The organism is Spirosoma oryzicola, from assembly GCF_021233055.1.
GTDB lineage: Bacteria > Bacteroidota > Bacteroidia > Cytophagales > Spirosomataceae > Spirosoma > Spirosoma oryzicola.
Genome location: NZ_CP089538.1, coordinates 813,219 through 825,925, shown reverse-complemented (window position 1 = coordinate 825,925; position 12,707 = coordinate 813,219). Strand labels below are relative to the sequence as shown.

Annotated in this window: 11 protein-coding genes; 9 read left to right on the top strand and 2 right to left on the bottom strand. The window is 49.1% G+C overall.

Annotated elements, in window-relative coordinates; translation table 11 throughout:
- Positions 1-6 precede the first annotated feature (6 nt).
- Both LQ777_RS03445 and LQ777_RS03440 read left to right on the top strand, forming a co-directional pair.
- Positions 7-1,671, top strand: coding sequence for an amidase (locus tag LQ777_RS03445; RefSeq protein WP_232561127.1), 1,665 nt, complete (start codon positions 7-9; stop codon positions 1,669-1,671).
- Between the two features lie 100 nt (positions 1,672-1,771).
- Positions 1,772-2,344 (top strand): DUF4136 domain-containing protein, encoded by a 573-nt coding sequence (locus LQ777_RS03440; protein ID WP_232561126.1) that lies wholly within the window; start codon positions 1,772-1,774, stop codon positions 2,342-2,344.
- A 69-nt stretch (positions 2,345-2,413) separates the two neighbouring features.
- On the opposite strand, the gene LQ777_RS03435 is transcribed toward LQ777_RS03440, so the two are convergent.
- Positions 2,414-3,310 (bottom strand): nucleotidyltransferase family protein, encoded by an 897-nt coding sequence (locus tag LQ777_RS03435; RefSeq protein WP_232561125.1) that lies wholly within the window; start codon positions 3,308-3,310, stop codon positions 2,414-2,416.
- Between the two features lie 350 nt (positions 3,311-3,660).
- Between LQ777_RS03435 and LQ777_RS03430 the strand changes: the two genes are divergently transcribed.
- From LQ777_RS03430 to LQ777_RS03420, 3 genes are all read left to right on the top strand, one after another.
- Positions 3,661-4,098, top strand: coding sequence for a MarR family winged helix-turn-helix transcriptional regulator (locus LQ777_RS03430; protein ID WP_232561124.1), 438 nt, complete (start codon positions 3,661-3,663; stop codon positions 4,096-4,098).
- Positions 4,099-4,190: 92 nt separating this feature from the next.
- Complete coding sequence (locus LQ777_RS03425; protein ID WP_232561123.1) at positions 4,191-5,093, top strand: flavin reductase family protein; 903 nt, start codon at positions 4,191-4,193, stop codon at positions 5,091-5,093.
- A gap of 54 nt (positions 5,094-5,147) precedes the next feature.
- Positions 5,148-5,738 carry a DUF4142 domain-containing protein gene (locus LQ777_RS03420; protein ID WP_232561122.1) on the top strand — a complete coding sequence of 197 codons (591 nt, stop codon included), beginning with the start codon at positions 5,148-5,150 and terminating at the stop codon, positions 5,736-5,738.
- A 51-nt stretch (positions 5,739-5,789) separates the two neighbouring features.
- On the opposite strand, the gene ggt is transcribed toward LQ777_RS03420, so the two are convergent.
- Positions 5,790-7,595, bottom strand: a complete 1,806-nt coding sequence (gene ggt / locus LQ777_RS03415) for a gamma-glutamyltransferase (RefSeq protein WP_232561121.1) — start codon at positions 7,593-7,595, stop codon at positions 5,790-5,792.
- Between the two features lie 268 nt (positions 7,596-7,863).
- On the opposite strand from ggt, the gene LQ777_RS03410 reads away from it, so the two are divergent.
- The 4 genes from LQ777_RS03410 to LQ777_RS03395 all read left to right on the top strand — a co-directional run bounded on the left by LQ777_RS03410 (position 7,864) and on the right by LQ777_RS03395 (position 12,523).
- Complete coding sequence (locus LQ777_RS03410) at positions 7,864-9,105, top strand: ABC transporter permease (protein WP_232561120.1); 1,242 nt, start codon at positions 7,864-7,866, stop codon at positions 9,103-9,105.
- Positions 9,106-9,259: 154 nt separating this feature from the next.
- Positions 9,260-9,730: a hypothetical protein gene (locus tag LQ777_RS03405; RefSeq protein WP_232561119.1), complete on the top strand. Its 471-nt coding sequence runs from the start codon at positions 9,260-9,262 to the stop codon at positions 9,728-9,730.
- A 291-nt stretch (positions 9,731-10,021) separates the two neighbouring features.
- On the top strand, positions 10,022-11,116 hold the full coding sequence (gene recA, locus LQ777_RS03400) for a recombinase RecA (RefSeq protein WP_232561118.1): 1,095 nt from the start codon (positions 10,022-10,024) through the stop codon (positions 11,114-11,116).
- A 168-nt stretch (positions 11,117-11,284) separates the two neighbouring features.
- Positions 11,285-12,523 carry a DUF3667 domain-containing protein gene (locus LQ777_RS03395; RefSeq protein WP_232561117.1) on the top strand — a complete coding sequence of 413 codons (1,239 nt, stop codon included), beginning with the start codon at positions 11,285-11,287 and terminating at the stop codon, positions 12,521-12,523.
- Positions 12,524-12,707 lie beyond the last annotated feature (184 nt).

Here is a 12,707-nt window from a genome sequence, read left to right as displayed (position 1 = left end):
GATTTGATGAAACGATTTTTTACCCTGTTTGCGGCCTGTGCTGGTAGTTTCTTTTTTGGCGCGTTCATAACCGCCGATGACTCCAAAAAACCCTTAACCGCCGATATGGTCGGGGTTGCTTCTCGCATCTTCGGCCTGGACTTCACGCCCGCTGAGCAAGACTCTATGCTCAGCAGTTTGAACGAATCACGTGCGGATTACGAGGCTCTGCGAAAAGTCGAGTTACCGAACGACGTTGCTCCGGCGCTGTATTTCAATCCCTTACCGGCGGGTTTTAAACTACCCACTGGACAGTCATCGTTTAAGGCGTCGGCTCCCGCTAAAGTCGCCTTACCGGACAATCGCAACGATCTTGCGTACTATACCGTCTCGCAGTTAGGCGAGCTGATTCGAACGCGGCAGATTTCGTCCGTTGAGTTAACCAAGTTTTTTCTGAATCGGCTGAAAACGTACGATCCTAAGTTGCACTGCGTCATCACCTTGACCGACGATTTGGCGCTAAAACAGGCGGAGCGAGCCGACGCCGAACTGAAAGCCGGAAAATACCGTGGCCCACTGCATGGCATTCCATATGGTGCAAAAGACATTCTGGCCAAGAAAGGCTACAAAACAACGTGGGGATCAGTACCCTATAAAGACCAAAAGTTGAATCTGGACGCTACCGTTATCCAGCGGCTGGAAGCGGCAGGTGCTGTACTCTGCGCAAAAATGTCGGTCGGTGAGCTGGCAATGGGTGATGTTTGGTTTGGCGGCATGACGCGCAATCCTTGGAAGCCCGAAACGGGTTCGAGCGGCTCCTCGGCTGGAACGGCATCGGCGGTATCAGCGGGCTTGTTGCCCTTCGGCATTGGCACCGAAACGTTGGGTTCTATCGTATCTCCTTCGACAGTTTGCGGTACAACCGGCCTTCGGCCAACATTCGGTCGCGTAAGTCGTCATGGTGCAATGGCATTAAGCTGGAGCATGGATAAAATAGGACCTATTGCGCGCTCCGTTGAAGACTGCGCGCTGGTATTCAACGCTATCTACGGCCCCGATGGCAATGACCCGACCGTTATGGCAGTGCCTTTCCGGTACGCTCCGTTGCCATCGCTGAAAGGAATGCGGATTGGTTACGTTAAAAATGCGTTTGAAAGCAATTATGCAAACCGGGCTAACGACTCGTTGACGTTACAGGTACTGCGTAAGTTAGGGGCTCAACTCGTTCCGTTTGAGTTGCCCAAAGGCGTGTCAGCCAACCGGATTTCGTTCCTGCTGGGGGCCGAAGCGGCAGCTGCCTTCGATGAACTGACGCGTTCGGGAAAAGATGACCAGCTGGTACGGCAGGGTAAGAATGCCTGGCCGAACGAGTTTCGCTCATCGCGGTTTATTCCGGCGGTGGAATATATACAGGCAAACCGCGCCCGTACAAAACTCATTAACGAAATGGCCGCTCAGCTTAAGAACGCTAACGTAGATGTGTACCTTAGTCCGACCTATGCGGGCGGTAATTTAACGGTCACGAATCTGACCGGTCATCCGTGCGTGGTGCTTCCTAATGGCTTCAACAAGCAGCAAACCCCAGGTAGTATCACGTTCATGGGCCAATTGTTTGAAGAAGGTAAAGTACTGGCCGTTGCCAAGGCTTATCAGGACGCTACCGATTGGCACAAGAAGCATCCAGCGCTGTAAATTCGTAGTGGAGATAGCTTACAACGACTCCGTTAGGACATTTTTTGCAAACCTTTCCATAAATCACCCCGTTTACAAAAGCAAGTAAACAACAAACGTTATGAGAAAGGTACTGATGCTAGCCAGTTTACTGGCGATAATTTATGCGTGCTCACCGCGTGTAGCGGTCGATAAGAGCAGCCGGACGGACTTCAGCAAATACAAAACCTTTGCCTGGATGGACTCCGACGTAAAAGCGGGCCAAAACCCTGTTTATTACAATCAACTAGCAACCGAAAGTGTGGAGAACACGGTCAATGGGGTGCTGAACCAAAAGGGTCTCAAAGAAAGCAACACCAAGCCGGATCTTCTGATTGGCTACCACTTTTTCGTGGAAGACAAAACACGCACGGTCTCAACACCCAACTCCGCTTTTTACGGTCCTTACATGGGCTGGGGTCGGTGGGGCTATGGCGGCTGGGGTCCCGGTTGGTGGGGATGGGGTGGTCAGCAGTACACGCAAGAGCAGTATAAAGCGGGCATACTCGTAGTTGATATGGTCGATGCGCGTACCCGTAAATTGGTCTGGCGTGGTGCCGTCGAAAACGCGGTAGCTGACCCATCACGAATCACGGCTCAGCTGACTAAAGAAGTGGAGCGGATTGTTGAAAAATACCCGGAACGAAACAGTTAATAGGCTTATACCACAAAAAAGCCCGCTATCATCAAACGATAGCGGGCTTTTTTGTGATCCATTTTCGGTTTACCACAACTGATCTGGGTATTTCCCTTCATCGTGGAGCCGCTTTAGGGCTTCCTGTACAATGGGCTTATCATCGGGATAGGTTACGCCGAACCACTCCCCTTGACTGCGAAATACTTTGCAGTGTCCAAGATCGGTTTGAATAAGCGTCGTCATAACAGTCGGAATGTAGAACTCCGCTTTTAGCGAATCAATGTTTGCAATGGCGTACGTTTCGAACTGGCGCTCTAGAGACGGAAATACGGAGGGTTTGAAACCCCAGAAATTCATCGAAACGGGCGTGTCGGGCGACAAAAGCGTATCACCATCAGTTTCTTCGTATACGATGCGTCCTTCTTTTTCGTAGATTTTCGTCCGCTCGATGACCGACGCCAGGTTGCCGTTATCATTTACCTCGCACACACCCCGCGAAACCGAACCGTACTTAGATAACGTGTTTTTCACTTCATAACCAACCATGGCGTGCAGTTGATCGTCGGTATCCGTTTTCAGAAATTCACCGATCAGTTGAAACGCTTCGAGGCCGTAGAAATCGTCGGCGTTGATGATAGCAAAAGGCGTCGTCGTGTGGTTTTTGGCGCAGAGCATGGCATGACCCGTTCCCCAGGGCTTCGTGCGTCTCACTTCCCCCAGTTCGGCGGGAACGTACGCATCAAGCGACTGGATCGCATAATCCACTTCTATTTTTCCGGCTAGTTTTTCGTTGAATATTTCCTCGAAATCAGCGCGCAATTCTTCCCGTATGATAAACACGACCTTTCCGAAGCCCGCCCGGATCGCATCGAATAACGAATAATCCATGATTGTCTCGCCGTTCGGCCCGAACTGATCGAGTTGCTTGACACCGCCATAACGGCTGCCCATACCAGCAGCCAGAATTAAAAGGGTAGGTTGCATTAGTGTTTAATTGTTTGTCAATAATCTGTTATCGTCAGTCAGCGCCAAAATTAGGCAAAAGATTTCGGCTACCTAATCAAAGCACGTTTACTATTCATTTATCCCTTGCGCCATTCTTTAAGGTAATTCATTCTTAACAACATACAATTTGAATTAGTTATCGTAAGGATTCCGTTCAAAACAACGGTTGTCTACTACATACCCTGTCCTTCCAGCAACCCTGATTCTTTTGGCGATAAACAGGCCCTCTTACAAGCATAGTGACCGGTTAACGTTTTGTCAGTAGCTTCGCGGTGGTAAGTCCTCCGTAGCTTTTTCTCAGGATCATTATCAACCAATGCCACTCATCGATGACGCATCCCTCCGACAGCCGGGCCTATTTTTTTAAGATTGACACCACGATAAAGAAAATCCGCAACGCGCTTCAAAAGCAATTCAACGATGCCGGATTTGATTTGACAGTCGATCAGTGGGTTATTATCGATCATCTCTACCGTAACCCTGGCATTAGTCAGAATACCATCTCGGAAATAACCACGAAAGATGCGCCGACCGTAACCCGTATCATCGATTTGCTTTCGCAAAAAGGGCTGGCCGAACGGCGCATGGCTGATAGTGACCGACGTAAGTTTCTGGTGTACTTGACTAAAACAGGTGAAGCAAAACACGACGAAGTGCTGCCCATTGTGTCGGCGATGCGTCGCAAAGGCTGGGGTGAGTTAAGCGAGGAAGATTACCAGCACTTTGTCCGGATCATGGATTCGATTTATACGAACATCAGCCAATAGCGGCTAAGCGTCTGCCTTCACCTGTTCTTGCAGGCTAGACACCCTGCTACCACCTGAAGCAATTCTCACAACTTGTCTCTTTTCTTGCTGTGATGACCAAAACCATCAACCCCGCCGACCTAAAACCCAATGAATTTTACCGGTATCTGATTGGTACGATTGGTCCCCGACCGATTGCATTTGCCAGTACGGTTGATGCCCAGGGAAACGTCAACGTAAGTCCATTTAGCTTTTTCAATTTGTTTGGCTACAACCCGCCAACGCTGGTGTTTGCACCGACCATCAACCGGCACGGTCAAAAGAAACACACGTTGCTGAATCTGGAAGAGGTAGGCGAAGTCGTCATTAACATTGTCAACTATGCCATGGTCGAGCAGATGTCGCTGGCCAGCGCAGAATTCGAGCGTGGCGTCAATGAGTTCGAAAAAGCGGGTTTTACGGCTGTGGCTTCCGATAAAGTCCGTCCACCGAGAGTCGCCGAATCACCTGCGGCCTACGAATGTGTCGTCAAACAGATTATTCCAACCAATAACCAATCCACGCAGGACACGCCCGGCGCGGGTCATCTGGTTATTTGCGAGGTAGTCATGGCGCACGTCCACGACAGCATTTTTGACGAAACAGGCGCTATCGATCCGCACCGTATTGATTTAATTGGCCGTATGGGTGGCGACTGGTACGCCCGCGCTCAAGGCGATGCATTATTCGAAGTAGCTCGCCCTAAAGTAGGCATTGGCGTTGACCAGATCCCGGCTTCTATCCGCAACAGCCCGATTTTAACGGGCAACGATTTAGGTAAATTAGGCAGCTTCAACGCGCTTCCGACAACTGATGAGATAGAAGCCTTTAAAGAAACGGGTGTTTTAAATGAGCTATTTGACGAGGCTCGCTACGGTTGTCAGTACTTGCCGGATTTGCTCCATCTGCGGGCCAGGCAGCTTCTTGCCAACGATAATGTCAAAGAAGCCTGGCTGACGCTGCTGCAAGTCCGGTAAACGAACAAGTGTTTCAAAAGCGTGTTGTCATAAAACAGCAAAATGAACTACACGATGAAATCCACTGTATTGATCCCCAGCTTGTTTCTAGGCTTATCCTTCGTTTTCGGCTGTTCGTCCGGTAACGACAGTACGGATAAAGCCGATAAGATCAACGATGAACGCATTGAGAAACAGGCGATAGCGGTTAGTAACGACGCCCGTGAAGACGCCAAAAAAGTAAGCCGTTATATGGTTCACCTGTCAAATAGCGGCATGACTGAATATGAATTGAGTAAAGTAGCCCTTCAGAAAGCGACCAATCCTGAGGTAAAAGGCTTTGCCCAGCGGGCCATGAACGAGCATCAGCAGCACGACAAGACGTTGCAATCGCTCGCCAAGCAAATGAACGTAACCTTACCGACTGAGCTCTCGGATAAAAGCAAAAGTGCGCTGGGTAAACTAACCGGGATGGATGCGGGCACCGAGTTCGACCTGCAATACCTCGACAACATGGCGACCGTCAACGACGACGCGCTCTCGGTTGCCGATGATCTTCAGGACCTTGCTCCGAACGATGGTGTAAAAGCGTTCATAAAGAAGCTAGTAACCGACGATGGTAAGCATAAGGATTTGGCGAAACAGTTGAAAAACGTACTGGATTAGTCTATTGCTGGACGGACTGATTCTTCTACTTCCGTCCGTCCAGCGGTCAACTTAGTATCCTCTGGCGGTGTTATCGGCTCTTGGGTCCGATGCCCCTTCGTACGAACCGTCGGGACGAATCAAGACGCAGTCCATACGGCCAAGCGTATTGGTTAGTTTTTCAAGGATATAACCGCGCGTTTGCAGCATCTGAACTGTCTGATCAGAAAAGGCACCGTTTTCAAACGTTGTTTTATCGGGAAGCCATTGATGGTGAAATTTCAGTGCGTTAACGGCCTGTTGCATCGTCATGCCGTGTTCAATGACATTAAGAATGGTTTGATAAACCGAGGTAATAATCGTAGAACCACCCGGCGTTCCAACAACCATGAACAGCTTACCGTCTTTTTCCAGAATCGTAGGTGTCATCGATGACAACATTCGCTTGTTCGGCGCAATTGCGTTCGCCTGATTGCCAATCAATCCAAACATGTTGGGAACGCCCGGCTTAATGCTGAAATCGTCCATTTCGTTGTTTAGAAAGAAACCGGCTCCGTTCACAACAACCCGGCTACCATAACCACCGTTCAGCGTGGTCGTGATGCTCACCGCGTTCCCTTCTTTATCAACAATGGAAAAATGCGTCGTTTCGAGACTTTCGTAACCCGGAATTGTACCGCCTTTGATGGCTTTGCTGTCGGTCGCTTTGGCAAAAGAGAAGTCTGTCCAGCGTGTGCGCAGGTAACCCGGATCGATCAAATTATCGACGGGTACCTTAACAAAATCCGGATCACCCAGAAACTTCGCGCGGTCGGCATAAACACGGCGTTCGGCCTCAATCATCACCTGCACCGTTGAGTCACGATTCCAGCCCCATTTCCGCAGCGGATACGGCTCCGTAAAGCGCATCAACTGCACAAGCGCAACACCGCCACTGGAGGTTGGCGGCATAGTGATGACTTTGTAGTTTTTGTAGTTCGCCTGAATCGGTTCGCGCCAGACAGCGTGGTAATTTTTCAAATCCGCTTCGGTGATCAGGCCATTTCCCCGCTTCATTTCTTCAGCAAGCAGCCGCGCGGTTTCGCCTTCATAAAACCCGGCGCGGCCCTGCGCCTGAATCCGTTGCAATGTTTTCGCCAGATCACTCTGGACCAGCAAGTCCCCTTTATGCCAGGTAACCGTATCGGTAGAGACGGTGCTTTTCAGGAAATAAGGCTTACCCGGATTGATGGTATTCAGGTCCGTTTTGATTCGATTCAAACCAAGTGCATCGCGTTCGGTCAGCGCAAAACCTTTCTGAGCCAGATCGACAGCGGGCTGGATCACCTGCGACCACGGTAATTTACCAAACCGCTTATGGGCTTCGGCCATTCCATCTACCGAACCGGGCACACCGCTGGCTAAATGACCACTGATACTCAGGCCCTGGCGAACGTTACCGAGCGAATCGAGGTACATATCCTTACTGGCCTGACCAGGCGCTTTTTCGCGGTAATCAATCGTATAGGATTTGCCCTGGCTATCCCGGTAAACCATAAATCCACCACCACCAATATTACCCGCCCCCGGATACACCACCGCCAGCGCAAACTGTACAGCTACGGCAGCATCGACGGCATTGCCCCCCGCTTTTAAAATGGTTAATCCGACCTGAGAAGCTTCCGGATGGGCTGACGCTACCATACCGTTACGGCCAATTACACCCTGACGGTCCGAGAAAAATGGTTTAACGGTTGGATCTTCGTCACGATACTGATAAACACCCTGACTTTGCCCAACTTTTGCACTGGTTCCGGTAGATGATGTCTGCGTTTTGCAGGAAGCAACAGCAAGGGCAAACAGTAGTAGGGAAGGATAATAAATACTATTTTTTTTCATACAGAACTGCGGGAAGGCGGTTGTAAACCACTAAACTACAAAATTTGCTTTACTCATCCGCAGTGAATTAATGGGGAGGAAACGACGTAAAAAAGGTTTCCGACTGGTCGTGTAATCCTTAGGTAACTAACTTAGCCCCGATGCTTATACAATGAACCATTCATCCGCTGGAACGGCCTGCTTGTCCGAAACAACTGGGTATGGACGGATTTTATTTTTTTATTTGTTAGACTGACGAGATAACTTCTGTCAGAATTATACAATCACCATGCGATTTCTCCGTCAGGTATTAGAAAGTTTCCGGTTTGCGTGGCAGGCACTTCGCTCCAACCTCCTGCGCACAACGCTCTCCTTATTGGGCGTAACTGTCGGTATATTTTCTATTATCGCCGTGTTCACACTAGTAGATTCGCTGGAACGCAACGTCAAGGATAGCGTAAACGTGCTCGGCAGCAATGCGTTATACATCCAGAAGATTCCCTGGACATTCGATGGTCCTTTCCAATGGTGGAAGTACTTTCAGCGTCCCGAACTCAAGTATGCTGATTTCCGCTACCTCCACGAGCACCTCGAAGACGCCGAAGCCGTAGCCGCAGCCAGCGGCAAAAACGGGGTGACCGTCAAGAACGGTAATAACAGCATGAAAATCCGCCTGTCGGGTGTTACCTCCGATTATAACCAGGTTACCGATGTTGCGCTGTCCGATGGCCGTTATTTTACCGCTCAGGAACAGGATGGCTCCCGAAACGCCGTCATTCTTGGATCGGAGGTAGCCGAAACCTTATTTCCCGGTCAGGACCCGGTTGGCCAGGCTATGAAGGTGGCAGGCTTGAATTTCACGATTATTGGCATTCAGGAGAAAAAAGGCTCGGGCGTTCTGGAAATCGGCGGTAGCGCGGACAAACGCTGCCTGATCCCTTACAACACCTACGCCAAGTACTTTGCGTCACTCAACCCCAGCATCACCATCTTTGCCAAAGGATACGACAGCGACCCCGGCCTGGAAAATCTGGAAGGCGAAATCCGGGGCATCATGCGCACGCGTCGGAGTTTAAAACCCACGCAGGAAGATAACTTTGCCATTAACCGTCCCGAAGCCTTGTTTAAGTTTATCAGCGGTATCTTCGCCGTACTGACCACGGCTGGCTGGGTAATCGGCGGTTTCTCGATCCTGATCGGTGGCTTTGGCATAGCCAACATCATGTTTGTAAGCGTCAAAGAACGCGTCAATATTATTGGCATTCAAAAATCGCTCGGTGCCAAGAATTACTTTATTCTTTTCCAGTTTCTGTTTGAATCCGTACTGCTAAGTCTGGTGGGTGGTCTGGCGGGTATAGCGCTGGTTTATCTGCTGTCCTTTATACAGTTGGGTACCCTTACGCTGGAATTGACCATCGGCAACATTAGCCTGGGCCTGGGCGTGTCTAGCGTCATCGGTGTTCTGGCGGGCATTATTCCCGCCTACTCAGCGTCGCGTCTCGATCCCGTTATTGCGATCCGATCGAAGTAGGTTGTGAATGATCAATTGGGCGCAGTTATCCCCTTCCTTTGTCGTTAATAGCATTTCGCGAACAATTCAAGGCAGACTCTGTTCTGTTTTCTGAACTTGTTTAAAATTTTTGTCTATTTGCACAAAGTAAACCGCAACTTAACTGACCAAATCGATGCGAGGATTATTGTACTTTGTATTATTCTTACTAGTTGTTTTTGGCGTTCTATACGCGCTTACCGGCTGGAGCTTCAGTGATGGCGAACGAGCTGGTACGATCTCTAAATTCAGCCGCCGGGGCTACCTTTTCAAAACCTACGAAGGCGTGCTGAACGTTGGTGGTTTTTCGGGCGAAACCGGCTCGCTGACGCCCCAATATTTCGACTTCTCGGTCAAAGATGAAGCCGTAGCCAAAAAACTCACCGATGCGGTAAAAACCGGCCAGCGGGTCACGCTTCACTACGAAGAAAAGATTATCAAATTTCCCTGGAACGGAGAAACGAAATACTACATCACGGACGTAGAAGCGGTCGGTCCACCACCGAATCCGTACGGTACAAATCCGGGTTATCCGGGTGGTCAGCAGCAGCAAGCGCAACCGGCTCCAACGCAACAGCAGCCGGTCAACGCCGACTCGACCATTTAGCCTATTTAGACTATCATTTTCATAAACGGACAGCTCCAACGCCTGAGCTGTCCGTTTTTATTTGTTCATTTTACAATTTATTGATAATCAATAGAAAAGGCAGGTGTTTGGGTTATACGAAGCGCTAGACCGATAACTTTTTAAGCGCTAACAGGCTTAGTATTATAGACTTATAAACTGGCCTAAAATTTGTGCTTTCAGGAAGTCTAAAACGCCTTAATTATTTCAAAAATCCGTTTGGTAATCTGGGCCTTTTTCGTTAATTTTATCTGTTTAAACAACCATCCTAACATGGCAAAATCAGATACGGCGCAAGCCACAGCATCTGCTAATGACAACAAGTTAAAAGCCCTTCAAACCACCATTGAGAAGTTAGACAAAGCGTTCGGAAAAGGCACTGTGATGCGCCTGAGCGAAACCAAAGTTGTCGACGTTCCGGTTATCTCAACGGGTTCTTTGGGGCTTGATCTGGCATTGGGTATTGGTGGAATGCCACGCGGCCGCGTTGTTGAAATCTACGGTCCTGAATCGTCAGGTAAGACCACGCTTACAATGCACTGCATTGCCGAAGCCCAGAAGAACGGTGGCCTAGCTGCGTTCATCGACGCCGAACACGCGTTCGACCGCGTATACGCCGAGAAACTCGGTATTGATACCAAAAACCTGCTGATCTCGCAACCCGATAATGGCGAACAAGCCCTCGAAATTGCGGAACATCTGATCAGCTCAGGTGCTATTGATATTATCGTTATTGACTCCGTTGCTGCTCTTGTGCCGAAGGCCGAGATTGAAGGCGAAATGGGAGAAAGTAAAATGGGTCTGCAAGCCCGATTGATGTCGCAAGCGCTGCGGAAGCTGACCGGTACGATCAACAAAACCGGTTGCTGCTGCATTTTCATCAACCAGCTGCGTGAGAAGATCGGTGTGATGTTCGGTAACCCCGAGACAACGACCGGTGGTAACGCCCTGAAATTCTACGCGTCGGTTCGGATCGATATTCGTCGTATCGGCCAGATCAAAGAAGGTGCCGACAACGTTGTTGGTAACCGCACGAAAGTGAAAGTCGTGAAGAACAAACTGGCCGCTCCGTTCAAAGTGGTTGAGTTCGACATTATGTACGGCCAGGGCGTTTCGAAAGTCGGCGAGATTCTTGACTTGGCTGTTGAGATGGACATCGTTAAGAAATCAGGTTCCTGGTTCTCATACGGTACCAGCCGTCTGGCTCAAGGACGTGACGCAGTTAAAGAACTGCTGCTCGACAACCCTGAATTGATGGCAGAACTGGAAAATAAAATCCGGACGAAAATTTCTGAAGACGAAAATGCGCTGCTTGACCCTGTTATCGAAGGCACTGATGCTGACGATGAAGGCGAAATTGACGATTAAGCTTCATAAATCTGTATAGAAAGAGGTGGTTGAGTTTTCTCAGCCACCTCTTTTTTTATTTTTGTATGTACGTACCACGGCTAAGCGACTAGCATTCGCTGTGTTCAGTCGTCAATTCACCTACCTAACGCGATGAGGCAGTTGCCCCATCAACCGATTTAACACCGAATGTCCAACCATCACAACAAACTCTCGGTTTGTCCTAACTGCGGACAGAACCTTAGTCCCCATGACAATTTTTGTCCGAACTGTGGGCAGGAAAACCACGAAGTCAAACTGCCCCTGGGCCACATCATCTACGAGTTTGTTGAAAGCATCACGCATTTTGATAACAAGCTGTGGAACTCGCTAAAAGCCATTTTTACCCGCCCCGGTAAGATGACCGCCGAGTTTCTGGAAGGGAAACGGGCGCGGTATGTGCCACCTGCCCGCCTTTACGTTTTCGTGAGCGTTATTTTTTTCTTTCTGATTGGAAAATTCGCCGACCACCAGTTGGAAGAGGGAATAAACAGCTTGAAGAATGTATCAGGCACTGACACAACTGACGCTTCCAGCGTGATAAGAGTTGACATTGAAGATCTGATTAGCAATGATAGTTTACTACGTAGTCGTGGATTACGTGGAATCGCCAGAAAGATTGACGTTAATACATCACTGACCAGAGAGGGTCTGGCACGAACGGCCCGCCGTATCAAACGACTCCAGCCAGCCCAACTGGATTCTACGTTGAAGGAGGCTAATTTAACCGTAGTCGACTCAAACCAGACCAAGCTGCGTGAGCTGATCGCCCTTGTTCCCCAGCAACCGACATTGTCACTATCTTTTTCCAACATGATGGGCAAAGAGTTTAAAACAAAGGAGGAACGGGAAAATTACGAAGCAAAGCTAGGGCAGATGTCCAGCGTACAAATCGACTCACTCATCCGAGCCGAAGGTAGTACGCCCAATTGGTTTACGAGAAAGCTATACGGGCAACAGGGCAAATTTTCCCATTTGATGAAAGGCGAGAATACCCATGAACTGCTACACGCGATCATGAAAAACTTTTCTGTCGTCATGTTTATCCTGATGCCGTTCGTCGCCATCCTGCTGTTACTCTTTTATTTTCGACGCGGACGGTTCTATTACGAGCATTTGATTTTCTCCGTACATATTCATACCGTTCTCTTTCTGCTCTTTTCAATCGCACTGGCCATCACCTTTTTTGCCAATCCAAAACTCAGCTCATCGGTATTATTGTGGACCTTTTGGATTAGCTGGCTTTATTTCCTCCTCTCGATCAAGCGTGTTTATGGACAGTCGTGGGGTAAGACAATCCTCAAGTTTTTCCTGCTGAGCATGATGTACGGCCTCACAGCTATGTTTTTCCTGTTAGGTGCTCTCGGAGTTGGCTTTCTAACCTTTTAGAGTTGTCTAAATTTTGTCCTGGACGGATCGAAACGAGTGTTTTTGTCATCCCGACGTAGGCGGGATCTCCGCGAACCGGTATTTTATACTATCTTCGAAGATCCCGCCTACGTCGGGATGACAAAAGTGGTACAAGACAAATTCTTAGACAGTCTCTTAGAGTACTAAAAAACCCCAGTTGGAC

Coding starts and splice junctions, on each gene's coding strand:
- LQ777_RS03420 (WP_232561122.1), top strand. CDS start 5,148: ATGAAATCCACTGTATTGATCCCCAGCTTGTTTCTAGGCTTATCCTTC.
- LQ777_RS03445 (WP_232561127.1), top strand. CDS start 7: ATGAAACGATTTTTTACCCTGTTTGCGGCCTGTGCTGGTAGTTTCTTT.
- LQ777_RS03405 (WP_232561119.1), top strand. CDS start 9,260: ATGCGAGGATTATTGTACTTTGTATTATTCTTACTAGTTGTTTTTGGC.
- LQ777_RS03435 (WP_232561125.1), bottom strand. CDS start 3,310: ATGCAACCTACCCTTTTAATTCTGGCTGCTGGTATGGGCAGCCGTTAT.
- LQ777_RS03425 (WP_232561123.1), top strand. CDS start 4,191: ATGACCAAAACCATCAACCCCGCCGACCTAAAACCCAATGAATTTTAC.
- LQ777_RS03440 (WP_232561126.1), top strand. CDS start 1,772: ATGAGAAAGGTACTGATGCTAGCCAGTTTACTGGCGATAATTTATGCG.
- recA (WP_232561118.1), top strand. CDS start 10,022: ATGGCAAAATCAGATACGGCGCAAGCCACAGCATCTGCTAATGACAAC.
- LQ777_RS03395 (WP_232561117.1), top strand. CDS start 11,285: ATGTCCAACCATCACAACAAACTCTCGGTTTGTCCTAACTGCGGACAG.
- LQ777_RS03430 (WP_232561124.1), top strand. CDS start 3,661: ATGACGCATCCCTCCGACAGCCGGGCCTATTTTTTTAAGATTGACACC.
- LQ777_RS03410 (WP_232561120.1), top strand. CDS start 7,864: ATGCGATTTCTCCGTCAGGTATTAGAAAGTTTCCGGTTTGCGTGGCAG.
- ggt (WP_232561121.1), bottom strand. CDS start 7,595: ATGAAAAAAAATAGTATTTATTATCCTTCCCTACTACTGTTTGCCCTT.